The organism is Eikenella corrodens, assembly GCF_900187105.1.
Lineage (GTDB): Bacteria > Pseudomonadota > Gammaproteobacteria > Burkholderiales > Neisseriaceae > Eikenella > Eikenella corrodens.
Genome location: NZ_LT906482.1, coordinates 948215 through 972532, shown reverse-complemented (window position 1 = coordinate 972532; position 24318 = coordinate 948215). Strand labels below are relative to the sequence as shown.

At 53.7% G+C, this 24318-nt stretch carries 22 protein-coding genes; 7 read left to right on the top strand and 15 right to left on the bottom strand.

All coding sequences use genetic code 11. The features are described from left to right. Nucleotides 1–263 precede the first annotated feature (263 nt). Nucleotides 264–917: an IS1595 family transposase gene (locus tag CKV94_RS04890; protein WP_095114603.1), complete on the top strand. Its 654-nt coding sequence runs from the start codon at nucleotides 264–266 to the stop codon at nucleotides 915–917. Between the two features lie 7 nt (nucleotides 918–924). Here CKV94_RS04890 and CKV94_RS04885 read toward each other — a convergent pair whose 3' ends face one another. From CKV94_RS04885 to waaC, 7 genes are all read right to left on the bottom strand, one after another. Beyond that, the gene (locus CKV94_RS04885; protein ID WP_095114602.1) at nucleotides 925–1161 is read right to left on the bottom strand and encodes a hypothetical protein; all 237 of its coding nucleotides are present in this window, start codon (nucleotides 1159–1161) and stop codon (nucleotides 925–927) included. Nucleotides 1162–1275: 114 nt separating this feature from the next. Continuing rightward, the gene (gene hrpA, locus CKV94_RS04880; RefSeq protein WP_003824453.1) at nucleotides 1276–2670 is read right to left on the bottom strand and encodes an ATP-dependent RNA helicase HrpA; all 1395 of its coding nucleotides are present in this window, start codon (nucleotides 2668–2670) and stop codon (nucleotides 1276–1278) included. A gap of 176 nt (nucleotides 2671–2846) precedes the next feature. After that, a complete protein-coding gene (purD, locus tag CKV94_RS04875; protein WP_003824452.1) occupies nucleotides 2847–4112 on the bottom strand; it encodes a phosphoribosylamine--glycine ligase in 1266 nt (421 codons plus the stop codon). A gap of 66 nt (nucleotides 4113–4178) precedes the next feature. Next, complete coding sequence (locus tag CKV94_RS04870) at nucleotides 4179–4817, bottom strand: IMPACT family protein (RefSeq protein ID WP_003824451.1); 639 nt, start codon at nucleotides 4815–4817, stop codon at nucleotides 4179–4181. A gap of 113 nt (nucleotides 4818–4930) precedes the next feature. Beyond that, nucleotides 4931–5866 carry an electron transfer flavoprotein subunit alpha/FixB family protein gene (locus tag CKV94_RS04865; protein WP_003824450.1) on the bottom strand — a complete coding sequence of 312 codons (936 nt, stop codon included), beginning with the start codon at nucleotides 5864–5866 and terminating at the stop codon, nucleotides 4931–4933. Between the two features lie 10 nt (nucleotides 5867–5876). After that, entirely contained in the window at nucleotides 5877–6626 is a 750-nt protein-coding gene (locus tag CKV94_RS04860; RefSeq protein ID WP_003824449.1) for an electron transfer flavoprotein subunit beta/FixA family protein, read from the bottom strand. 119 nt (nucleotides 6627–6745) lie between these two features. After that, nucleotides 6746–7735: a lipopolysaccharide heptosyltransferase I gene (gene waaC / locus CKV94_RS04855; RefSeq protein WP_003824447.1), complete on the bottom strand. Its 990-nt coding sequence runs from the start codon at nucleotides 7733–7735 to the stop codon at nucleotides 6746–6748. Nucleotides 7736–7930: 195 nt separating this feature from the next. On the opposite strand from waaC, the gene lpxC reads away from it, so the two are divergent. Further along, complete coding sequence (gene lpxC / locus CKV94_RS04850) at nucleotides 7931–8848, top strand: UDP-3-O-acyl-N-acetylglucosamine deacetylase (RefSeq protein WP_035580838.1); 918 nt, start codon at nucleotides 7931–7933, stop codon at nucleotides 8846–8848. Nucleotides 8849–8948: 100 nt separating this feature from the next. Here the strand turns inward: lpxC and gnd are convergent, their stop codons facing one another. From gnd to CKV94_RS04810, 8 genes are all read right to left on the bottom strand, one after another. Continuing rightward, nucleotides 8949–10415 (bottom strand): decarboxylating NADP(+)-dependent phosphogluconate dehydrogenase, encoded by a 1467-nt coding sequence (gnd, locus tag CKV94_RS04845; protein ID WP_003824444.1) that lies wholly within the window; start codon nucleotides 10413–10415, stop codon nucleotides 8949–8951. Between the two features lie 316 nt (nucleotides 10416–10731). Further along, entirely contained in the window at nucleotides 10732–12600 is a 1869-nt protein-coding gene (locus CKV94_RS04840; RefSeq protein WP_003824443.1) for a ribonuclease catalytic domain-containing protein, read from the bottom strand. 150 nt (nucleotides 12601–12750) lie between these two features. Then, nucleotides 12751–13554 (bottom strand): phosphatidate cytidylyltransferase, encoded by an 804-nt coding sequence (locus CKV94_RS04835; protein ID WP_003824439.1) that lies wholly within the window; start codon nucleotides 13552–13554, stop codon nucleotides 12751–12753. Nucleotides 13555–13779: 225 nt separating this feature from the next. Next, complete coding sequence (hpaR, locus tag CKV94_RS04830; RefSeq protein WP_003824437.1) at nucleotides 13780–14226, bottom strand: homoprotocatechuate degradation operon regulator HpaR; 447 nt, start codon at nucleotides 14224–14226, stop codon at nucleotides 13780–13782. 458 nt (nucleotides 14227–14684) lie between these two features. Continuing rightward, nucleotides 14685–15896, bottom strand: a complete 1212-nt coding sequence (gene fabB / locus CKV94_RS04825; protein ID WP_003824435.1) for a beta-ketoacyl-ACP synthase I — start codon at nucleotides 15894–15896, stop codon at nucleotides 14685–14687. 93 nt (nucleotides 15897–15989) lie between these two features. Then, the gene (fabA, locus tag CKV94_RS04820; protein ID WP_035580833.1) at nucleotides 15990–16514 is read right to left on the bottom strand and encodes a 3-hydroxyacyl-[acyl-carrier-protein] dehydratase FabA; all 525 of its coding nucleotides are present in this window, start codon (nucleotides 16512–16514) and stop codon (nucleotides 15990–15992) included. 308 nt (nucleotides 16515–16822) lie between these two features. Continuing rightward, a complete protein-coding gene (locus CKV94_RS04815; protein WP_003824432.1) occupies nucleotides 16823–17170 on the bottom strand; it encodes a hypothetical protein in 348 nt (115 codons plus the stop codon). Nucleotides 17171–17293: 123 nt separating this feature from the next. Then, nucleotides 17294–20131, bottom strand: coding sequence for a valine--tRNA ligase (locus tag CKV94_RS04810; protein WP_003824431.1), 2838 nt, complete (start codon nucleotides 20129–20131; stop codon nucleotides 17294–17296). Between the two features lie 186 nt (nucleotides 20132–20317). On the opposite strand from CKV94_RS04810, the gene CKV94_RS04805 reads away from it, so the two are divergent. The 5 genes from CKV94_RS04805 (at nucleotide 20318) to CKV94_RS04785 (ending at nucleotide 24101) form a co-directional block, all read left to right on the top strand. Then, the gene (locus tag CKV94_RS04805; protein ID WP_003824429.1) at nucleotides 20318–21151 is read left to right on the top strand and encodes a hypothetical protein; all 834 of its coding nucleotides are present in this window, start codon (nucleotides 20318–20320) and stop codon (nucleotides 21149–21151) included. Nucleotides 21152–21255: 104 nt separating this feature from the next. After that, entirely contained in the window at nucleotides 21256–21783 is a 528-nt protein-coding gene (gene ybeY / locus CKV94_RS04800; RefSeq protein WP_003824428.1) for an rRNA maturation RNase YbeY, read from the top strand. Between the two features lies 1 nt (nucleotide 21784). Further along, the gene (locus CKV94_RS04795) at nucleotides 21785–22618 is read left to right on the top strand and encodes an HlyC/CorC family transporter (protein ID WP_023887464.1); all 834 of its coding nucleotides are present in this window, start codon (nucleotides 21785–21787) and stop codon (nucleotides 22616–22618) included. Nucleotides 22619–22701: 83 nt separating this feature from the next. Further along, entirely contained in the window at nucleotides 22702–23001 is a 300-nt protein-coding gene (locus tag CKV94_RS04790) for a DUF6968 family protein (protein ID WP_003824425.1), read from the top strand. Nucleotides 23002–23234: 233 nt separating this feature from the next. After that, entirely contained in the window at nucleotides 23235–24101 is an 867-nt protein-coding gene (locus CKV94_RS04785; RefSeq protein ID WP_003824424.1) for a DUF808 domain-containing protein, read from the top strand. Nucleotides 24102–24318: the final 217 nt, after the last annotated feature.

The following is a 24318-nucleotide window of genomic DNA, read 5'->3' as shown; positions in this document are numbered from 1 at the left end:
TGGTTATGTTGTTTTAAAGGAGATATGGTTTTCACTTCAACCAGTTTTCCGTTAATGAAACCATCAGAACCTTCGTGGTTAACGTCCTTATGCCTTTTTAATCCGTATTCTAATTCAGCATAAAGTTCGCCTAGTTCTCCCCAAATTTGTAAATATCTTCCTGTAAGTGAATAATATTCTTTTGCATTTCCAATTAAACTATTAAATATTTGTTCTTTAAAATAGGGGCTGTACTAGATTAGCAGTCATGCTAGTCTACAAAAATGCAGATAACCAATTGTAAATTAAGCAAGAGAGTTCAAAAGAAACTACTTGAATTTTTTGTACTCCAAGTTACCGCCCGTTCCGCTGCCGATATTTTAGACATTCAGCCCAACTCCGCCATTCTGTTCTACCGCAAAATCCGTATGGTCATCAGCCATCATCTGGCCTTGGCTGCCGATGAGGTTTTCGAGGGGCCCGTCGAGTTGGACGAAAGCTATTTCGGCGGACGGCGTAAAGGCAGACGTGGTCGCGGTGCGGCAGGCAAAGTGGTTGTCTTTGGCATTCTGAAACGCAACGGACGGGTCTATACCGTTGTGGTGGATAATGCCAAGTTCGATACTTTGATACCTGTTATCAAACAGAAAATCATGCCGGACAGCATTGTTTATACCGATAGTCTGAGCAGCTACGACAAGTTGGACGTGAGCGGTTTTAGCCATCACCGCATCAACCATTCCAAGGAATTTGCAGACCGCCAGAACCACATTAACGGCATTGAGAATTTTTGGAATCAGGCAAAACGCGTCTTACGCAAATACAACGGAATCAATCGCAAATTTTTCCCGCTGTTCTTGAAAGAATGCGAATTTCGATTTAACTTCGGCACACCGTCCCAGCAGCTTAAAATCCTGCGGGATTGGTGTGGAATTTAGGGCTAATCTAGTACAGCCCCTTAAAATAAGCAGTTTCTTCGTCTGTAATTGTTTCATAACTGACTTGAACATCCGTATCCCAATCTTTAATATCATCAAATAAATCATCAATAATTTGGGTATTTCTATCATCATCTAAATAAATAGCCTCGTAAGGTGCATATCCACAAGCTGCGGCTTCCATAATTTCTTCATTACTATAACCAAGGTCTCGCATTTCCCATAAAAAGTCATAATCACTCATGTTTATACTCCATATATTTTTGTTAATTTTCTAACAGATAGGTCGGACATTTATGTCCAATATTTTTTATAGCTCATCCATCTTCGTCGGGCATTTATGCCCGACCTACGTTTTTCAGACGGCCTCCACCGCCCCCAATTCCAGCAACACCTGAAAACCATCATTGATATACCGCGAATCGGGCATTTCTAAAAACGGGAATGCCGCCACATCGCCGAGGTTCAACGCTGCCATGCGCAGGATGACGGCGGCGAGGTTGCTGCGGACGATTTCGGGATCGGTGAATTCGGTGCGGCTGTTGAAATCTTCTTCGGAAAACAGTCGGATACACACGCCTGCGGAGACGCGTCCGCAGCGGCCGGAGCGTTGGCGTGCGGCGGCTTGGGAGATTTTTTCGACATGAAGTTGCTCTACTTTTGCCCGTGCTGAATAGCGTTTGACGCGCGCGAGGCCGGTGTCGATGACGTATTTGATGCCCGGCACGGTGAGCGAGGTTTCGGCGACGTTGGTTGCTAATACGATGCGGCGTTTCGCGCCTGAGGGGTGGAAGATTTTGTGCTGTTCGGCGTGCGACAGGCGTGCGAACAGAGGCAGGATTTCGTCGTTGCGGCGCAGCGTGGATTTGCGCAGGGCTTCGGCGGCTTCGCGGATTTCGCGTTCGCCCGGCAGGAACACCAAAATATCGCCTTCGCCGTGTCGCGCCAATTCGTCCGCCGCATCGACAATCGCGTCGGTCAGCTCCACTTCTGCGTCGTCTTCGTCTTTGCTGGTCAGCGGGCGGTAGAGGATTTCGACGGGATAGGTGCGCCCGCTCACTTCCAGTACAGGCGCGCCGTTGAAGTGTTGGGAGAAGCGTTCTGCGTCTATGGTTGCCGAGGTGATGATGACTTTCAAATCAGGGCGGCGCGGCAGCAGCTGTTTCAGGTAGCCCAAGAGGAAGTCGATGTTCAGGCTGCGCTCATGCGCTTCGTCGATGATAATCGTGTCGTAGGCGGCGAGATAACGGTCGGTCTGGGTTTCCGCCAGCAGGATGCCGTCGGTCATCAGCTTGATGCAGGCATCGCGCGAGGTGTGGTCGGTGAAGCGTACTTTATAGCCCACCGCGCTGCCGATTTCCGATTTCAGCTCTTCGGCAATCCGCTCCGCCACGGAGCGCGCGGCCAAACGGCGCGGCTGGGTATGCCCGATCAAGCCCGCCGCCCCGCGCCCGAGTTCCAGACAAATCTTGGGCAACTGCGTGGTTTTGCCCGAACCAGTTTCGCCGCAAATAATCGTTACCTGATTTTCGGCAATGGCTTTTTTGATTTCTTCGAGCTTCTCGTGAACGGGCAGGGTGTTGTCGAATTCGGGTTTGGGCAAGGCGGCCAAACGCTTCAAAAAGATTTCGTGCGATTTTCGGTATTTTTCTTCGACTTTGGACAAGCCGCCGTATTTGTTGGGATTTTTGAAGGCGGAACGTAGGAAATGGCGATCTTTGGAGAGGGTTTGGGAGAAATCGGGTTGTTGCATTAGCTGGAAAAAATTCAGGGAAAACAAAGGATGTAATTATAGCAAAAAGCGCTTAGCTATTTGATAGATAACAGAGCCATAAAGGCTACCTAAAACTTATTAATCTATAGCTTAATCCATCTACGCAAAAAAACGCGGCTCACCCAGAGCCGCGTTCTATGTTTTCAAACATCGTTTTAACGCAAAGCCTTATCAGCAATATCACGGCGATATTGCATGCCAGGGAAATCGATCTCGGCCACGGCGCGGTAGGCCTGCTGTTTGGCAGTGGCCAAATCGTCGCCCAAACCCACCACGCACAGCACGCGGCCACCGCTAGTAATAGTGTGACCGGCATCTGCGGCCGTACCGGCGTGGAATACTTTGCCGATGCGGTTGGCGACTTCGATGCCTTCGATGATGTCACCTTTGCCAGAACGTTCGGGATAGCTGGCGGAAGCCAGCACCACGCCCACGGCACTTTGTGCTTTCCATTCTGCTTTAGCCGTATTCAGTTTCCGATCCAACGCAGCTTGGATCAAATCCACTAAATCGCTGTCCAAGCGGCTCATAATCGGCTGGGTTTCCGGATCACCGAAGCGGCAGTTGAATTCCACGGTATAAGGTGCACCATCGGCATCAATCATCAGGCCGGCATAGAGAAATCCTGTAAACTCATGGCCTTCTTCGCGCATACCGCGCACGGTAGGCAAGATAATTTCTTCCATGGCTCGTTGATACACCTCGGGCGTAACGATGGGTGCGGGGCTGTATGCGCCCATGCCGCCGGTATTCGGGCCGAGGTCGCCGTCGAGCAGGCGTTTGTGGTCTTGGCTGGTGGCCATCGGCAGCACATTTGTGCCGTCCACCATCACGATAAAACTGGCTTCCTCACCCTGCAAAAAGTCTTCAATCACCACGCGCGCACCGGCATCGCCCATCTTATTGTCGAGCAGCATTTGGTCGATGGCTTGATGTGCTTGTTCTTCGGTTTGTGCCACCACCACGCCTTTGCCAGCGGCCAAACCGTCTGCCTTAATCACAATCGGTGCGCCTTTAGCAGCCACATAATCATGGGCGGCAGCCGCATCGGCAAAAGTTTGATATTGCGCGGTGGGAATGCCGTGCCGCGCCATAAAGGCCTTGGCGAAATCTTTGGAGCTTTCCAGCTGGGCGGCGGCACGGGTGGGACCGAACGCTGGCAGACCGGCGGCGCGGAAATCGTCCACTATGCCGGCTGCCAGCGGCGCCTCGGGGCCGACTACAGTGAAGGCAATTTGCTCACGGCGGCAGAAATCAATCAGTTCCTGATGCGTTTTCAAAGGCAAGTTTTGCAGCTTGGGTTCTTGCGCGGTACCGGCATTGCCGGGTGCGACAAACACAGTTTGCACTTTGGGCGACTGCGCCAGCTTCCACGCCAGCGCATGTTCACGCCCGCCGCTGCCGATAACGAGTAATTTCATGAAGTTGTCCTTTTCAAATAAGATTTCGTTGGCTATAAAGGCTACCTGAAAATTGGAAACAGATTTTCAGGTAGCCTCTTCGTTTTCTTGCACGTCTTCCAAAATTTCCACCGCACGCGTTTTCTGCCAGGCATCCAGGCAGGCGGCATAATTGGCCAGCGGCACGGCGCAACGCAGGCGGCAATCCAGTTGCAAATCCTGCTGCAACACTTCCGCGCCGTGCTGTTTGGCCAGCCACAAAACCTCGCTCAAATGCGGGTAGCCGCAGCGCAGGGTTACCCGCTTTTCAATATTTTTTTCCACCTGCGCGGTTTGCTGCAAGGCCATTTGGGTGGCGGTTTTGTAGGCATGAATCAGGCCGGGCACGCCCAGCAGCGTGCCGCCAAAATAGCGCACCACCACCACCAAAACATCGGTTAGCCCGGCCGAATCAATCTGGCCCAAAATCGGCCGGCCGGCGCTGCCGGAAGGTTCGCCATCGTCGTTGACACGAAACTGCAAACCATCTGTGCCCAAACGGTAGGCATAACACCAATGTCGAGCCTTGTGGTGTTCCTGCCGTAGTGCGTCCACATAGTTTTTCACTTCTGCTGCCGTGCGCACGGGATAGGCAAAGGCAATAAAACGGCTGCCTTTGTCTTTAAACTCAGCCTGGCCGGGTTCAGCCAAAGTGCGGTAGGTGCAGGGAGTATCAGAAGTTGACATAGCAATGGTGGTATCAGGAAATAAGCTGATTATATAAGAAACAGGCTACCTGAAAGCAGATTGTTTTCAGGTAGCCTGCTGTGTTTCACGTGAAACACGAACGCATGAAACGCTTAATTACCCAATGCCGCAGTCAGCTCCGGCACGGCTTCAAACAAGTCGGCCACCAAGCCGTAGTCGGCAATATTGAAAATAGCCGCTTCTGGATCTTTGTTGATGGCCACGATGACTTTGCTGTCCTGCATACCGGCGGTGTGCTGTATGGCGCCGGAAATACCGATGGCAATATACAGCTCCGGCGCCACCACTTTGCCGGTTTGTCCTACTTGGTAATCATTGGGTGCATAATCCGCATCTACCGCCGCGCGTGAAGCGCCGATGGCAGCACCAAGTTTATCAGCCAGAGGCAGCAACAACTCATTAAACTGCTCAACACTACCCAAGGCGCGCCCACCGGAAACCACCACTCTGGCCTGCGTAAGCTCCGGGCGGTCGGATTTCACCAGTTCGCGACTAATGAAACGGCTCAAACCCTGAGCCGGAGCGGCCTCTACCTGCACCACTTCGGCCTGACCACCGCTGGCGGCAGCTTCGGCAAAGGCAGTGGTGCGGAAGGTGAGCACCAAGGTTTCCGCATCGCTGGAAACGGTGGCAAAAGCATTGCCGGCATAAATCGGGCGCACAAAAGTTTTGTCGTCCACAATTTCGGTTAAATCGGAAACCTGCGGGCAATCCAACAAGGCGGCCACGCGCGGCAGCAGGTTTTTACCGAAGGTGCTGGCAGCAGCGGTAATGTAGCGGTAGCCCGCTGCCAATTTCACTACTAAAGGTGCAAGCTCTTCAGCCAAGCCACCGGCATAATGTTCGGCATCAGCCAGTAATACTTTAGCCACCCCGGCCACTTGTTTGGCCTGCTCGGCCACCGCTGCCGCGCCGCTACCGGCCACCAATACATGCACTTCGCCCAGCTTGCTGCCGGCAGTAACGGCATGCCGCGTGGCGGCGGCTAAATGTTGGTTGTCGTGTTCGGCAATAATCAATACAGTCATGGCTTTATCCTCAAATTACTTTGGCTTCGTTTTTCAATTTGGCCACCAGTTCGGCCACGCTTTGCACCTTCACGCCGCCGCTGCGCGGTTTGGGCTCGGCCACTTTCTGCTGCTGCAATTTAGGTGCAATATCCACGCCCAATTCTTCCACCGCAAGCTTTTCCAGCGGTTTTTTCTTGGCCTGCATGATATTAGGCAATTTCACATAGCGTGGCTCGTTCAAACGCAAATCCGCACTGACCACTGCCGGCAGCTTCAGAGCCACGGTTTCCAAACCGCCATCCACTTCGCGCACCACGGTTACTTCGTTTTCACCCAATTCCACCTTGCTGGCAAACGTACCCTGCGGCGCATTGAGCAAGGCGGCCAGCATTTGCGCGGTTTGGTTGGCGTCATCGTCAATCGCCTGTTTGCCCAGCAAAATCAGCTGCGGCTGCTCGCGCTCGGCGATTTTGCGCAGCAGCTTGGCTACGGCCAAAGGCTCCAAATAATCATCGGTTTGCACATGAATAGCGCGATCACCGCCCATGGCCAGCGCGGTACGCAGCGTTTCTTCGCACTGCTTCACGCCCAACGATACCACCACGATTTCGCTAATCTTCCCGGCCTCTTTCAGGCGCACCGCCTCTTCCATAGCAATTTCGTCAAACGGGTTCATCGACATTTTCACATTGCCGATATCCACATCCGAACCGTCGGCCTTCACCCGCACTTTCACGTTGTAATCCACCACCCGCTTTACGGCAACCAGTGCTTTCATGAAATTTCCTTTTCCTTCTATCTAGTTAGTGATTCACTTATCCGGCAAAACGGGCTGATTGTGCCGATTTAGCGGAAATAATGCAAGTATGGCTAAAACACGGCCATAAACTCCTGAGGCTACCTGAAAATCTCCTGGCTATCTTGATAAACCTGCTCAAGCAGGAGCAAACGTTCAAACACTTCCTCTGGCTGCGGCAGGCAGCCGATACCGCCCATATTCTCCGCCCAAGCCGAGGGCTGCACGCCGGTTTTTGCCGGATCGCTGTCGGTATAAATACCGATCAGCGGCTTATCCAACGCATTGGCCAAATGCAGCAGCCCAGTATCCACACCGATAACGCTGCGCGCGCCGCGCAATACATAGGCCGCCTGCAGCAGGCTGAGCTTTTCTTCCGGCACCTGCGCCGCCTCTATCTGATCCGCCAAGGCCAATGCGCGCTGCCGTTCTACCTCGCTGCCCCACGGCAGCCACACCGCCGCACCGTCTGCTGCATGCAGCCGATTCAGCAATTCCACCCAATATTTGTCCGGCCACAATTTGCTCTCACGGCTGGTGGCGTGCAAAGCCACACGGTAGTTTTCAGATAGCCCCTGCACCACCGCGCCTTCCGGCACACGCATGCCGAAATCCGCCGCGCCGTCAAACCGATAACCGAACACTTGGGCAAACAGCTCGCGGTTGCGCCACACCGCATCACGCCCTTTGGCTACCTGAAAACCTTGCGCATAAAACGCCGCCGCCCAACCCTCACGCGCGCTGTGTTTGTCCAAACCCTTCACTGGCACACCCGCTTGGCGGGCAAACCATGCGCTTTTTATCAAGCCTTGGCTATCGAGCACGAAATCATAGCCGCCACCGGCCAACTCCTGCTTCAGCGCGCGTATCTGCCGCCGCGTATCCGCCGCAAACAGCCGTTTGCGCCACTGCCGCCATCGCATCGGAATCACCTTGGCCACAAACGGATGCAAGCGCGCAATATCGGCAAACCCTGCCTCGGCCAGCCAATGCAACTCCACCTGCGGGCAATGCTGCGCTAAATCCTGTACTGCCGGCAGGGTGTGGATAAGATCGCCCATGCTGGAGAGGCGCACCAGTAAAATCTTCATCGGAGAGAAAGCCTGTGGTTGGAACGGGTGGAATTATACAAGATGAAGCTTGATAAATAGGCCGTATTACATTTTCAGGTAGCCTTTTTCCTAGGGCTACCTGAAAACAAACCATAGCCAAATTTAATCGGAAAGACAGGCAAACATATTTCCCGTATGATGGCAGCTGCTTTATGCAGATTTCTCGGAGTTTTTATGAAACAGCGCACCCTAGCCCAATCCGTTCAAGCCACCGGCGTCGGCCTGCATTCAGGCGAGCGGGTTTTGCTTACCCTGCATCCGGCTGCCGAAAACAGCGGCATCGTATTCCGCCGCACCGATTTGGCCGGCGAACAAAACCGCCCGATCAAGCTCGTGCCCGAACTGATCAACGACACCCGCCTCTCCTCCACCATCGTTACCGAAGACGGCGTGCGGGTGGGCACAATCGAGCATTTAATGTCGGCACTGGCCGCCTACGGCATCGATAATGTGTTGATTGAATTGAATGCGCCGGAAATCCCGATTATGGACGGCTCCAGCCTGCCTTTTTTGTATCTGCTGCAAGATGCGGGCATCGTGGATCAAAAGGCCGAAAAATGCTTCCTGCGTATTTTGAAGCCAGTGGAAGTGCAGGAGCCGGGCAAATGGGTGCGCTTTACTCCGTACGACGGCTTTAAAGTTAGCCTTACCATCAATTTTGACCACCCCGTATTCAACCGCAGCAACCCCACCTTTGAAATCGATTTCGCCGGCGCATCGTATGTGGAAGAAATCGCCCGCGCCCGTACCTTCGGCTTCATGCAGGAAGTGGAAATGATGCGCGCACACGGCCTGGGCTTGGGCGGCAACTTGAGCAATGCCGTGGTGATTGACGACAATGACGTGCTCAATCCGGAAGGCCTGCGCTACCCCGACGAATTCGTACGCCACAAAATCCTCGATGCCGTGGGCGATTTATATGTCATCGGCGCGCCAATAATCGGCGCATTCGAAGGCCACAAATCCGGCCACGCCATCAATAACGCCTTATTACGTGCCATTCTCGCCGACCCGGAAAGCTACGAATGGGTCACTTTCCCACATAACCAAAACCTGCCCGCCGCTTTCCACGCCCTGCCTGCTGCAGCGTAAACCGGCAAGCAGATAAAAGGCTACCTGAAAATCAACAAACGGTTTTCAGGTAGCCTTTAATTTTGGAGTGCCACTAAGCTACATCAGCTTTCAGGTAGCCTCAAACATTGTAGGCGGTGGAAGCGGTATCGCCGCCGGTGCCTGTCCAGTTTGTGTGGAAAAACTCGCCTTCCGGCCGATCGATGCGCTCATAGGTGTGGGCGCCGAAGTAGTCGCGTTGCGCCTGCAACAGGTTGGCGGGCAGGCGGCCGCAGGTGTAGCTGTCGAGGAAGGAGAGGGCGGATACGGTGCAGGGCATCGGCAAACCATGCTGCATCGCGGCAGCAGCCACTTTGCGCCAGCCCGGCATGGCCTGCTGCAACAGGTTTTTGAAATAGGCATCGCTGCCAAGGAATACCAAATCCGGATTGGCGGCATAGGCATCGCGGATATTGCCTAAAAACGCGCTACGGATGATGCAGCCTTCGCGCCACAACAAAGCAGTATTCCCATAATCCAAATCCCAGCCGTAATGCTCACTGGCCTGACGCATCAGCATAAAGCCTTGAGCATAAGAAATAATTTTGGAAGCCAGCAATGCTTGGCGCAAAGCAGCCAGCCATTCTTCCCGCTTACCGGCCACCGGCTCGATTTTATGCTCGAAAACCGTTTCGGCCTGCACCCGTTGGGTTTTTAGGGCGGAAATACAGCGAGCAAACACTGCTTCGGTAATCAGTGTGAGCGGCGTGCCCAAATCCAAGGCATTGATACCGGTCCATTTCCCAGTGCCTTTCTGACCGGCACGATCGAGGATTTTTTCTACCAGCGGTGTGCCGTCTACGTCGTTTGTGCCCAAAATATCGGCAGTAATTTGAACCAGATAACTATTAAGTTCGGTCTTATTCCATTCAGCAAAAACAGCCTGCATTTCGGCATGGCTCATACCCAGGCCGTCTTTCATAAACTGGTAGGCTTCGCAGATAAGCTGCATATCGCCGTATTCGATGCCGTTATGCACCATTTTCACAAAATGGCCGGCACCATTTTTGCCTACCCAGTGGCAACATACCTCATCATTGGCCGTTTTGGCGGCTACTGCCTGCAAAATCGGCTTTACTGCCGGCCAAGCTTCCGGGTTGCCGCCAGGCATGATAGACGGCCCATGGCGCGCGCCTTCTTCACCACCGGAAATACCGGTACCAATAAATAAAATACCTTGTGCAGCCAGCTCAGCAGTACGCCGTTCGGTATCGGGATAATGGGCATTGCCACCATCGATGATGATGTCGCCCTTATCCAAGAGCGGCACCAGCTGCGCAATCAACTCGTCTACTGCCTGCCCGGCCTGCACCATCAGCATCACCTTGCGGGGCTGCTTCAATTGGCCGATTAGTTCTTCCAAGCTGTAGGCACCGATAATTTTTGTACCTTTGGCCGGGCCATTAAGGAATTGCTCAGTTTTAGCCGCCGTGCGGTTGTAGGCACTCACTTGGAAATCGTGATCGTTCATATTCAGAATCAGGTTTTGTCCCATAACGGCCAAACCGATAACGGCAATATCGCTTTTATTGTGAAGAAGGTTTTGCATAATGTTTTTAGATTACGAAGTTTGAAATTTAGTATCGGGGTAAGTTGAACTAAGTCGTTTTTATATCTAATTTTCTAATTTATTTTTGTTGTTTATATTGGAGCAGTATAGAAATAGTGGATTATCCAGAAAATTCATTAAAACCATTTAGATAGGATAAGTAAACCTTGTTGTTTGGTTGCCGTTCGACTGTGGATTATTGTGGAATAATGGCTGGGCTAATTGGCTGTTTGTGGATAAATCGATTATTTGCCTGCTTTGTCCGCAGAGAATAGTGGAAATAAGCCGTTGTTGTATTGAGCCAGTACCCTATCATTTAAGCAGCTGATTCCGGCGGCAATACGTTCAAATATTTCAAAGACAAAAGCTGCTGCTCGGCATCCAATTGGGTAACGGCCAGTTTCATGCGGGTTTTGGGCGGGATGTCGATCGGCACGCCGTGCACGCGGCCCACCAGCGGCAGGCCTTCGATGCGCACCAAATCTTCTTTCAGCAATACGGCGGTCAGCTCGAGCAGGTTTTCCTGCTGCATATACACCAGGCTCCAATAGGCTTCTATCTGGCGTTGGAAATCGGCGTAGACGGTGTAGGCAGCATCGAAATCGCGCAGGGCGGCAAACAGATCGCTGCTGTTTTTTTCAAAACGCGGCGGCAAATCGGGCTCGATTAAGCTGAGCAGCTGGCGCTGGTTGATGCAGTCGGCGGCGCGGCGCAGCGGGGAGGTGAACCAGCCGTAGTGCGCCAAGTTCATGCCGCTGTGCGGCTCGGATTGGGTGCTCATGCGCACTTTGCCGCCGGTTTGCACGCGGAAAAGGCCGGGCAGGCCGTTCTCATCCAGCATTTGTGCCCAGGTGCTGTTGGCCAGAATCATCATTTCGGATACCAGCGTGTCGATGGGCGAGCCGCGTTCGCGGCGGCTGATGCGCACGCTGCCGTCGGGATTGAATTCGATGCCGTAGTCGTATTGCGGGGCGCGGTTTTCTTCGTAGCGATCGCGCTGTTTTTGGCGTTCGACGGCGAAGCGGTACAGCCAGCGCAGCTGCGGCTGGCAGGGGAATCGTACGGGTTCGTTTTCGGAGAGGCCGGTGTCGGCGTTGAAATGCGGCTCGATGTCTTGGATGCGCAGGTTGTGCTTGATGCTTAGGTTTTCGAGGCGGGTTTGCGGCGCTGAGGCTACCTGAAAATCCTTGTCTACTTCCACATACAGGCTCAATACCGGCCGTTTGCCTTCGTCTAGGCTGAAGGTTTGAATCCAGTTGTTCGGCAGCATGGTGATTTTGCCGCCGGGGTAGTAGGCAGTGCTTTGCCTTTGTTTAATAAGGGTTTCAATCGGGCTGTTTTCGGCAATGGCCAGCGTGGGCACGGCGATGTGGATGCCGACACGTTTGCCGCCGCCCGGCAGGTCTTGCACGGAAAGCGCGTCGTCGATTTCGCTGGTTTCGACATCATCAATGGAGAATGCGGACAAATCGGCGGCATCCGGCAGTTCGGGGACAGCGGGCACGGCGGTTTCCGGTGCGGCGGTGCCTTGTGGGAAGTGTTTGCAGCAAAAGCCGTCGAGCAGGTATTGAGGCAGCGAGCCCACGCCGCCGGTTTGCCGGGCGAGCTGATAGGCGGAAATCTTCAGTTCGGCGGCGGCTTTGGCGAAGGCTTTGTAGGTGGGCGATTGTTTGTCCGGATTGTGCAGGATGGTGCGTAAATCAGCGGCAATTTCAGCGGGCAGTCGGCCTTGTGCTAATTCTTCTGCCCAAGCGGCTATTTGTGCGTCTTGTTGTTTTTTGCGCTCGATGGCGGCCAGTGCCTGTTTCAGGGTGTCTTCCGGCGCTGCTTTAAACACGCCTTTGCCTTTTTTATAGAAATACATCGGTGCGGCATAGAGCGCAATCAGGGTGGCGGCCAGTTCGTGCTGGCTTGGAGGATGACCGAAGTAGTCGGCTGCGATGTTTTGGGCAGTAAATTCGTCTTCGCCGCAAAATTCCCACAGCAGGTCGGTGTCGATTTGTGCGGCTTCGGCCTGGGCGCGTTCGAGAAAAGCGTCCATCGGCTCGGTGAATTCCACGAAAACGTTGTTGGCTTTGATTTTGGCGCGTTTGCCATGTTGGGTGGTGGCCTGATAGGTGCTATCGTTTTTCTGCACCACAGCGGCCACTTTGAATTGGCCGCTTTCTTCGTAGAATATATTCATTTAAAAGGGGAAACCGCTTTGTCGGGTTGAAATATTGAGGGGGGCGGATTTTAGCATAGAAACAGGCAGTTTCTCAGGAAGGCTACCTGAAAGCGAGATGAAAATGCAGCAGGGTTTCTGCAAAGCCAAAATTTTTCAGGTAGCCTCTATTTAGCCGAACAATGCACCGATGGCGGCATATACGCTCAATACGGCTATCAGCGAATCTACACGGTCGAACACGCCGCCGTGGCCGGGGAGCAAGTTGCTGCTGTCTTTCACGCCGGCAGCACGTTTAAACCAGCTCTCCAGAAGGTCGCCGCCGATACCCACAAAGGTAAGTACAGTGGCAGTGAGCATGATGCCGAGCCAGGAAATATTGAAGCCGAACCAGCCGGCAGCGCGTGCCAATGAGGCATACACCAGCCCGCACAACAGCCCGCCAAACACGCCTTCCCAGCTTTTGCCGGGGCTGATGGTGGGGGCCAGTTTGTGTTTGCCCCACAGCCGGCCGAATACATAGGCAAACACGTCGGCGATCCACACCAGCATCATCACAGCTAAGAGATGGAGTGCGGATTGGCTGTTGGGGCGCAGCTCCAGCAGGGCAAACCAGAAAGGCAGCATCAGCAGCCAGCCGGCGGCCATACCTTTCCAATCGGCCTGTAACCGCCATTTGAAACGCAGCCAGGCAGGCATGCCGAGCAGCCAGAAGGCGAGCACGATTGCCCATGCTGCTGCTGGCAGCCGCCAACCGCCACTCCACGCCAGTACCATAAACAGCGCGGTACCGGCCAAATAAGACCGCTGCATTTGCATTTGTTCCGGCATGCTGCATAGCCGGCTGTATTCCCATAGGGCGAGCAGGGCAATCAGGCCGGAAAACAGTGCCCACAGGCTGCTGCCGGCGGCAAACAGCATACCGAGCATCAGCGGCAGTAAAACCAGGGCGGTGAGGATTCGTTGTTTGAGCATGGTTGGGTTCTTTCAGGTAGCCTTTGGCATATTTGTTTTGATTGCAGGATTATAAGCGAAACTGCCTTACCTATAGCTAAAACAATGATTTTTTCCTACTCGGTGGTGAGCCGTAGCAGGCAGGCCAATATAAAGTAAGCAGCGAAGTGCTTTGGCTATAGAAAAAGGCTACCTGAAAAACCGGACAGAGGTTTTCAGGTAGCCTTTACGGAATACGGTAAGGCCTTACATCCGCGCCATCGTGGCCACATGGATAGCAGCCATTTGGTTCAGCAATTCGTGCAGCTGTTCCAGTTTTTCTTTAGAAAGCTGGCTTTCGATGTCGTCGTAGCAAGCATCGATTTTGCCGACAAAGTCGTTGAAAGTACGCTCGCCTTCTTCGGTAAGTTTGAGGTAAACGCGGCGGTGGTCGTTGGCTGGGCGCAGGCGCACCACCAGCTTCATTTTTTCCAGGCGGGTAAGGATACCGGTTAGGCTGGGGCGCAGGATGCAGGCACTGCGGGCCAAGTCTTGAAAATCCATCGTACCGTTTTCGGCCAAGAGGCGCAGGATACGCCATTGCTGGTCGGTGAGGCCGATTTCGTTGAGCAGCGGGCGAAAATGCGTCATCAACGCTTCGCGCGCCTGTATTAACGCAATATTTAGCGAAGAATGTTTGGAATGCTTGATCATCGCGATCTCCCTTGGTACAGACGAAGTAGTTGGCAACATTTTTGTGTGGTTTTTTATAATTAATTCCCTATTAACGATCAGGGTATTGATTCAGTTTATTATAGAACTCTAGCCCATAATATGCGGATTATTGATTTTCTTGATTAAGGTCAAGTTATTGACCATACTTGGCAAAATTATCTAGCCAAAAAGGCTCGTCTTAACCAAAAAATCAGAATAAATCACATCAGCAAGTGTATTTTTAAAAATCTATTGTTACTAAGATAATGGTAGGATGGGTAATTATCAAGGCTACTTGAAAAAATTGGCAAAAACTTTACAAACACTGTTGCATGCTTTGCCTCATTATCAGGTAAACGGATATGGTATGCTGAAGTTGCCGGTTTTCACGCCAGAAAAAACCATATAAAAATAGCCGAACCCGTTTTAGGGTTCGGCTATTTTTCAGGTAGCCTTTACTACACGCGGCTAAAAATCAACGTGGCATTGGTGCCGCCGAAGCCGAAGCTGTTCGACATCACGGCATTGAGCTTTTTGGCGATGTTTTCGCGCACAATCGGCAGGCCGGCAGCTTTTTCATCTAAATTCAGGACATTGGCGCTGGCACACACGAAATCGTTGAGCATCATCAGGATGGAATAAATCGCCTCATTGGAACCGGCAGCACCCAATGCGTGGCCGGAAAGGGATTTGGTGGAACTGATGAGCGGCACTTCTTTGCCTTCAAAGGTTTCGCGGATGGCGCCGAGTTCTTTGGTGTCGCCCACCGGGGTGGACGTGCCGTGGGCATTAATGTAGTCCACGCTGCCGCCGTGCTGGGCAAGTGCCATCTGCATGCAGCGCACCGCACCTTCGCCGGACGGCTGCACCATGTCGTGGCCGTCGGAAGTGGCACCATAGCCGGTGAGTTCACACAAAATATTGGCACCGCGCGCTTTGGCGTGCTCGTATTCTTCCATCACCAAAATGCTGCCGCCGCCGGAAATCACGAAGCCGTCGCGGTCGGCATCGTAGGCACGGCTGGCCTGTTCAGGCGTGTCGTTGTATTTGCTCGATAATGCGCCCATGGCGTCAAACAGGGAACTCATCTGCCACGATACTTCTTCGCCGCCGCCGGCAAACACGATGTCTTGTTTGCCAAGCTGAATCAGTTCGGCGGCGTGGCCGATACAGTGGGCGGAAGTGGAGCAGGCGGAGCTGATGGAATAGTTCACACCTTTGATTTTAAACGGGGTAGCCAAGCAGGCGGCCACAGTGGAGGCCATGGTTTTGGTTACGCCGTAGGGGCCGATGCGCTTCACGCCGCTTTCGCGCAAGGTATCGGCTGCTTCCACTTGCGAGGCGGAAGAGGCGCCGCCGCTGCCGGCCACGATGCCGGTGCGTACGTTTGATACCTGTTCTTCGGTGAGCCCGGCGTGGGCGATGGCTTCTTTCATGGCGATATAGGCATAGGCTGCAGCGTTACCCATAAAGCGCAGGATTTTGCGGTCGATATGCTCTTTGGTGTCGATTTTGATGTTGCCGGCCACGTGTGAGCGCAAGCCCATTTCGCGGTAGCTTTCGTCAAAAGCGATGCCGGATTTGAGCTGGCGCAGCGATTCGAGCACTTCGCGGCAGTTGTTGCCCAAGCTGGACACGATGCCGATACCGGTTACGACTACTCGTTTCATAATAATGAACTCCGTTAGGAAAGTAGGCTACCTGAAAAGTAAACGCAGAAGCTTCTATTGGTTTAAAGCCGGCGTTTTCAGGTAGCCCGTTGGCTAGAAATCGTCTGTGCTGGTAAACAAGCCTACACGCAGGCCGTTGCCTTCGTAAATCTTATGGCCGTCCACGCTCATTTCCGCATCGGCAATGCCCAGCACCAGTTTGCTGTTCATCACGCGTTTCATGTGGATGTGGTAAGTGATTTTCTTGTGCTTGGGCAATACTTGGCCGGTGAATTTCACTTCGGCGCAGCCCAAGGCGCGGCCGCGGCCAGGCGCACCCGTCCAGCCCAGGAAGAAGCCCACTAATTGCCACATGGCGTCCAAACCCAAGCAGCCGGGCATTACCGGATCGCCGATGAAGTGGCAGCCGAAGAACCACAAATCGGGGTGGATATCCAATTCGGCGATGATTTCGCCCTTGCCGTATTTGCCGCCGGTGCTGTTGATTTCAACAATGCGGTCGATCATCAACATATCGGGCATTGGCAGCTGCGCGTTGCCCGCGCCGAAAAGTTCGCCGCGGCCGCAGGCCAAGAGTTCTTCTTTGGAGTAGCTGTTTTGTGGAACGAAATTGCTCATGGGTATCCTTAATGCTGCCAAAGGCAGCTTGATATAATGGGAGAAAAACCAGAATCGTTGGTTAGCGAAGCGCTTACGGCACAATTTAGGTTTTAGCTCTAGATTAAGCATTCTATTTGATTATGCCGTGCCGCGCAATCTGGCCGATAGCTTTGCCAGCGGCATTTTAATCCTATCGGCACGGCTTGTGTAACAGAAAGGCTACCTGAAAAATACTAGCTGTGTTTTTCAGGTAGCCCCTTTTATCCTTTTGGCAAGTCGGTGTTAGCGGGAGAAACTTTTTGAAACGGCGGTGATGCCGACAAATATTATTCCAAGGATTGCCTTTTGGGCAGACAGAGCAACATGATGGCTGCCGCAAAGGCCGAGATAGTGCCGATGGCCAAGGTCAGCTCCCATTCCACGAGGCCATCGCCCCAAAACATCTCACCCAATACGATAGACGATATTGCCAAGACCAACCCTAACGCCGCAGACACGCCTGCTCCGCGCCAACCGCGCTGAAGCTTCAGCCATATTGCCAGCAAAATATACGTGGCCGCCGCGGGCAGGCAGTATCCCCACAATATCAGCAGCAGGCTGGCATAAAAGTGGCGGTGTTTGGGCGAAGACAAATCCATAAACAAATCACCATTCAGCAGCGCGGTGGCTATCATCAGCCAGCCAGCAGGGGTAGGCCGAAGGCAATCAGCAGGAAGCTTTTCAGATAAGGCTTCATATTTTTCACTTCTTGGTGGCAGATTGCATTTTCAGGTAGCCTCTTGGATTGCCGAAAAGGTTTATCCTTTCAACTTCTCCAAAGCAGCCTGCACCTTCGCCATTTTCGCCTCCAATTCCGCCAAATCGGCTTTGTCTTTTTCCACCAGATGCGCGGGGGCTTTTTCGGTGTAGCCGGGTTTGGAGAGTTTGGCGTTGAGTTTGTCCAAGGCTTTTTGCAGCTTTTCGGCTTCTTTGCTCAAGCGAGCGGTTTCGGCGGCTTTGTCGATTTCGACTTTCAGCATCAGGCGCGCGCCGTTGCAGACGGCGACGGGGGCGTCTTCGCTTTCGGGCAGGGCGGCGACTTGCTGTGCTTCGGTCAGGCGGGTCATCATCGGCAGGTATTTGAGGTAGTCCGCCAAGTCGTCCGCGCTTTCGACAAACAGCGGGGCTTTGACATTAGGCTGGATGCCCATTTCGCCGCGCAGGTTGCGGACGGCACCGATCAAATCTTGCAACACGGTCATTTGCTCGAAGGTCGTCTGAACGATTTGTTCGCGGTCGGCTTCGGGGAAGCGGGCAAGCATGATGCTGTCGGCGGTTTTGGCGTCGCACATGGGGGCGACGGTTTGCCACAATTCTTCGGTGATGAACGGGATAATCGGGTGCAGCAGGCGCAGGGCGGCTTCGAGTACGCGCAATAAGGTATGGCGTGTGGCGCGCTGACGGCTGGCGCAGCCGGTTTGAAGCTGCACTTTGGCGAGTTCCAGATACCAGTCGCAATAGTCGTTCCATACGAAGCTGTACAGGGTTTCTGCTGCCAAATCAAAGCGGTAGGTTTCGTAGGCTTGCGTTACTTGCTCGATGGTCTGATTCAGACGACCTATGATCCACATATCGGGGAAGGAGTAGCCGCGCGGTTCGGTGGCGGTTGCGCCGTAGCCGCAGTCTTGGTTTTCGGTGTTCATCAAGACGAAGTTGGTGGCGTTCCAGATTTTGTTGCAGAAGTTGCGGTAGCCTTCGGCGCGTTTGAAGTCGAAGTTTACGCTGCGCCCCAAGCTGGCGTAGCTCGCCATGGTGAAGCGCAATGCGTCCGCGCCCATGCTGGGGATGCCTTCGGGGAAGAGTTTTTTGGTTGCTTCTTCCACTTTCGGCGCGGTTTCGGGTTTGCGCAGGCCGGTCGTGCGTTTCACCAGCAGCTTGTCCAAGTCGATGCCGTCGATCAAATCGACGGGGTCGATGACGTTGCCTTCGGATTTGGACATTTTCTTGCCTTCGTGGTCGCGCACGATGCCGTGGATGTACACGTCTTTAAACGGCACTTTGCCGGTGAAGTGGGTGGTCATCATAATCATGCGCGCCACCCAGAAGAAGATGATTTCGTAGCCGGTTACCAAGACGTTGGACGGCAGGAAGGCTTTGAGTTCGTCGGTTTCAGACGGCCAGCCGAGCGTGGAGAACGGCACGAGCGCGGAGGAGAACCATGTGTCCAATACGTCTTCTTCGCGGGTCAAACCAGTTTTGCCGGCTTGTTTTTCGGCTTCCGCCTGATTGCGGGCAACGTAAACATTGCCTGCTTCGTCGTACCACGCGGGGATTTGATGGCCCCACCACAGTTGGCGCGAGATGCACCAGTCTTGGATGTTGTTCATCCATTGGTTGTAGGTGTTGACCCAGTTTTCGGGGATAAAGCGTACCGCGCCGCTGTCGACGGCTTTTTTGGCTTTATCGGCGAGGCTCAAGCCTTTGAATTCGCTGTCAGGTTCGCCACCGTTCGGTGTGGCGGACATGGCGACAAACCATTGGCTGGTCAGCATCGGCTCAATTACTGAGCCGGTTCGGTCGCCTTTCGGCGTCATCAGCGTGTGCGCTTTGATTTCGACCAACAAGCCTTGTTCCTGCAAATCGGCAACCATTTGTTTGCGCGCGGCAAATCGGTCCAAGCCTGCATATTTTTCAGGCAGGGCAAAGCCTTGTTGCGCTTCGCCTTTGAAGTTGAACACTTCGGCGTTTGCCAGCACTTTGGCTTCCAAGTCGAACACATTAACCAAGCGCGTGTCGTGGCGTTTGCCGACTTCGTAGTCGTTGAAGTCGTGCGCAGGCGTGATTTTCACGCAGCCTGTGCCGAAGTCTTTTTCAACGTATTCGTCGGCAATCACGGGGATGGAGCGGCCGGTCAGCGGCAGGATTAATTCTTTGCCGATTAAGTGGGTGTAACGTTCGTCTTCAGGATTGACGGCAATGGCAACGTCGCCCAGCAGCGTTTCGGGACGGGTGGTCGCCACGATAACGGCTTCGGCGGGATTGTCCGCCAGCGGATAGCGGATGTGCCACATAGAGCCTTGTTCTTCCACGCTTTCCACTTCCAAATCCGATACCGCCGTGCCAAGCACGGGATCCCAGTTCACCAAGCGTTTGCCGCGGTAAATCAAGCCCTGTTCAAACAGGCGCACAAACACTTCGGTTACGGTTTCGGCACGCACGTCGTCCATCGTGAAATACTCGCGCGTCCAGTCGGCGGAACAGCCCACGCGGCGCATCTGCTGCGTAATCGTGCCGCCGGAAACTTCTTTCCATTCCCACACTTTTTCCAAGAATTTTTCGCGCCCCAAGTCATGACGGGACACATTTTGCGCGGCAAGCTGACGCTCGACCACGATTTGCGTGGCGATGCCCGCGTGGTCGGTGCCGGGAATCCAGGCGGTGTTGCAGCCTTTCATGCGGTAGTAGCGGGTCAGGCCGTCCATAATGGTTTGGTTGAAGGCATGGCCCATGTGCAGCGTGCCGGTTACGTTGGGCGGCGGCAGTTGGATGGAAAAAGACGGTTTGGTCAAATCCATATCAGGCTGGAAATAACCTTGGGTTTCCCAGTTTTGATAGTGTTTGGATTCGATTTCGGCGGGATTGTATTTGTCGAGCATCGGAGGCTACCTGAAAATTATTGGCGTAAAGGGCGAATTATAGTGGAAGCAGATGGTTTTCAGGTAGCCCGGAGCGAGGGATAAGGCTAGCTGTAAACCATTTCTGCTTTCAGGTAGCCTTTGCCAATTTGGCAAACTATACCGGCTTCTTTTATAGTGCCATTTATTTCTCGAGGAGAACCATTTATGCACATTCTGCCTTTTTCCATGCCAGTTAAACCCTTCACCATGCGGGGTATCGGGCCGCATCGGCCGATTATGATGGCTTTGGTGGCGCTGTTGCTGATACTGCCGGTGGGCGCGATATTTGTTGCGTGGCAGGGTCATGTTGCCGCCGAAATCTATCAAGACTACCAAATCGGCCAACACGCCGTGCCGGTAAACGCGCGGATCGATGGTGAATGCACCACTCGCAAATCCATTTTTACCAGCTGCAAAACTACCATCACATACCGCGGTCATACGGTGAAAAAATCCTTTAGCTTTTTCGGTACTGGCGGCGATATTTATGCCCGTGCAGTGGCCGACGCTAATGATCCATCACGCCTGACGCTGGATGTGGCGGTGGAGAAAGTGGGTAACCGCAGCATGGGTGTGTTGCTGTTTGGCGGGCTGGGGCTATTGATGATTGGCGCCGCGTTTTATGTCGCGCTGGTGCGTGTGCCGCGCTACCGCCGGATTTTGGCCGCCATCAACCGACCCGAAGCCCAGCCTTGGCAGCTGGTAGCCGTGCCCTGCCTGAGTACCGGCAATGCGGGTAAAGACGCGGTATATCAAGCGGAAATCGACGGCAAAACCCATAAGATCGGCCTCAGCTTCGGCAAACAGGAAAACCGTGCTTGGACGTTTCAAACCCCCAGCGGGCAGCACTACCTGCTGGCTTTCGTGCCCAATAGCGGCGGCGTGCCGGTGGCGCTGGATAGAAAGCTGCTGGCGGTGGCAGGCTTGAACAAGGAAGAGAAAAGCAAGCTGGCTGCCGAATTGAAGCGGGCGGCAGCAGCGGCAAAGGCAGAATGCTAGTGTGCGGTTTGGCATAAAATAGAGGCTACCTGAAAACGCATTTCCGGGTTTTCAGGTAGCCTTTCCCGCTATAATAGCGCCCGTTTTTCAATTCAACCCAAACCATGAAAACCGCCAAACGTTATCCCTTTCCCGCCTTGTTGCGCCAACGCTTGCAACTGTATTTTGCCGATCAAGCCCGGCTGCCCGGCTGCCCGGGCGAGGCGCAATTCCGCCGTTGGGCGTGGCAGGCCGTGAAATCGCAGTACCGCCGTGCCGAAATCGGCCTGCTGCTGCTCGATGAAGAAACCGCCCGCGCCTACAACCGCGACTACCGCCAAAAAGACTACGCCACCAATGTGCTCAGCTTTGCTCTGGATGAAGGCGAACAGGCTGCTTTGGCCGGGCTTTCAGGTAGCCTGCCCGTTTTGCGCGGCGACCTGGTTATCTGCCCGCAAGTGGTGGTGCGCGAGGCTGCCGAACAAGGCAAAATTTTGGAAGCGCACTTCGCCCACCTCACCCTGCACGGTGTGCTGCACCTGATGGGGCACGACCACATCGAGCCCGATGAAGCCGAAGCCATGGAAGCACTTGAAATCCGCCTGATGAATCAGTTAGGATACCCCAACCCCTACGCACAGGATGCAGACTGAAATGGACGACCACCCGGCCAAGCCCGGATTTTTTGAACGGCTGTTCGGCCGCCTCGCCGGTGACAGCCCCGACTCCCCCGAAGACATACTCGCCCTGCTGCGCCAAGCGCGCGAACAGAAAATCTTCGATGAAGATACCCAGCAATGGCTGGAGAAAATCATTGATTTCCGCGGGCTGGAAGTGCGCGACGCCATGATCAGCCGCGCCCAGATGGACGTGGTGAAGGCCGGCGACAGCATCAGCCGCATTATCGCCTATGTGGTGGGCACCACCCACTCCCGCTTCCCCGTGATTGCCGACGACAAAGACAACGTACTCGGCATCCTGCACGCCAAAGACCTGCTCAAATACACCCTCAATCCCGAACAGTTCAAGCTCGAAAACGTGCTGCGCCCGGCCGTGTTCGTGCCCGAGGGCAAGCCGTTGAACGTGCTGCTTAAAGAGTTTCGCGATATGCACAATCACCTGGCCGTGGTGGTGGACGAATATGGCAGCATCAGCGGCCTGGTAACGCTGGAAGACGTAATCGAGCAGATTTTGGGCGACATCGAAGACGAATTCGACGAAGACGACAGCGCAGACAATATCTTCGCCGTTTCCCCCGACCGCTGGCGCATCAACGCCGTTACCGAAATCGAAGACGTGAACGAATTCTTCGGCACGGACTACAGCGACGAAGAAGTGAACACCATCGGCGGGCTGGTGATTAAAGAGCTCGGCCATCTGCCTGTGCGCGGCGAAAAAGCCGTTATCGGCCCCCTGCAATTCACCGTGGCCCGCGCCGACAACCGCCGCCTGCACACGCTGATGGCGGTGAAAGCCAAGCCCGAATAAGCCCGCATGATAAAGGCTACCTGAAACCGGATTTTCCATTTTTCAGGTAGCCTTTCGTGCCAACGTGCCCGTATGGTGAATGTATGCATAGAATCATAGGATATAGAGAATTACGTACAGGAAATGGCGAAGCTGTCGAGATTACCTTGTATCAGCCCTTTTTTTCCGACGAATACAAGGCATATGTTTGCCAATATAAAATAAGCAAACAGGATTATTTGGATGAGGGCAGGGTAATCGGTGAAGATATGCTGCAAGCTATTTATTTGGCCATGATCAAACTAGGTGTCATCCTGTCTCACACAGATTATTGGAAAAAGGAAAATTTATCTTGGTATGGGGACAAAAATCTTGGGTTTCCCTTACCCGATCATTTAAACTAGCGAATAGCAACTGCATTTTTAACCCCGTCGGGCAACAATTAAGCACGGGGCAAAGCAGCAAGCCGCAGGCAGTACGGCAAGGCGAGCCGACGCCGTATGAGGAAATAAGCACTTTGGCTATAATACCGCCGTATTCCAGCCCAACACACCCGAGAGCAACAGCATCACGATTTTCAGGTAGCCTTCCGCCATGTCCAAAAGGCTACCTGAAATTTATATCACAAGGATTCAAAATGGTTTTCTCCTCCCTCCTCACCCTGCTCGACGACATCGCCTCCGTGCTCGACGACGTGGCTTTGATGACCAAAGTAGCCGCCAAAAAAACCGCCGGCGTGGTGGGCGACGACTTGGCGCTCAATGCCAACCAGGTAACTGGCGTGCGCGCCGACCGCGAGCTACCTATCGTGTGGGCGGTGGCCAAGGGCTCGCTGGTGAACAAGCTGATTCTGATTCCCGCCGCCCTGCTGCTTTCCGTGTTCTCGCCCGTGCTGATTACGCCGCTTTTAATGCTCGGCGGCGGCTATTTGTGTTTCGAAGGCGTGGAAAAACTGCTGCACAAGCTGATGCACCGCCGCGACGGCAGCGCACACAGCGTGCCCGACGAATTGATCGACGAAAATGCCAAAATCAAAGGCGCCATCCGCACCGACTTCATCCTCTCCGCCGAAATCGTCATCATCGCCCTGGGCGTGGTGGCCGAATCCAGCCTCACCACCCAAATCATCAGCCTGCTGCTCATCGGCATCGGGCTCACCATATTTGTGTATGGCATCGTGGCGCTGATTGTGAAGGCCGACGACTTCGGCTTCGCCCTGATGCGCCGCCCGGCCACCGCTGCGGTTGGTAAAGCCATTATTTTGTTTATGCCGTGGTTTATGCGCGGCGTCAGCATCGTTGGCACGCTGGCCATGTTCCTCGTGGGCGGCGGCATCTTCGCCCACAACTGGGGCGCGCTGCACCATTGGCTGCACGAACACCACTGGGACAGCGGCCTCACCAGCACACTCGCCTACCTAATCACCGGCCTCGTCGTGGGCGCGGTTGCCTGCGCGGTGGTGTTGCCACTAATGAAATTGTGGGAAAAGCGGCGGCAGGATTGAGCGGCGCATAGAACAATGGAAAGGCTAACTAAAAAGTAGGCATTGATAGTACCCCTTACCCATCAAAATTAGTTATCCAGTTTATTGAGCAAGACCGTAGTTCCTCTATGGAGACAGTGAAATAATCAAATTAAGCCCGCTCATCGCGGGCTTTCTACTGTCTTTTTTATTTATGGTAATAGTTATTACAGAAATAAAAATATATATTTTCTTGTAC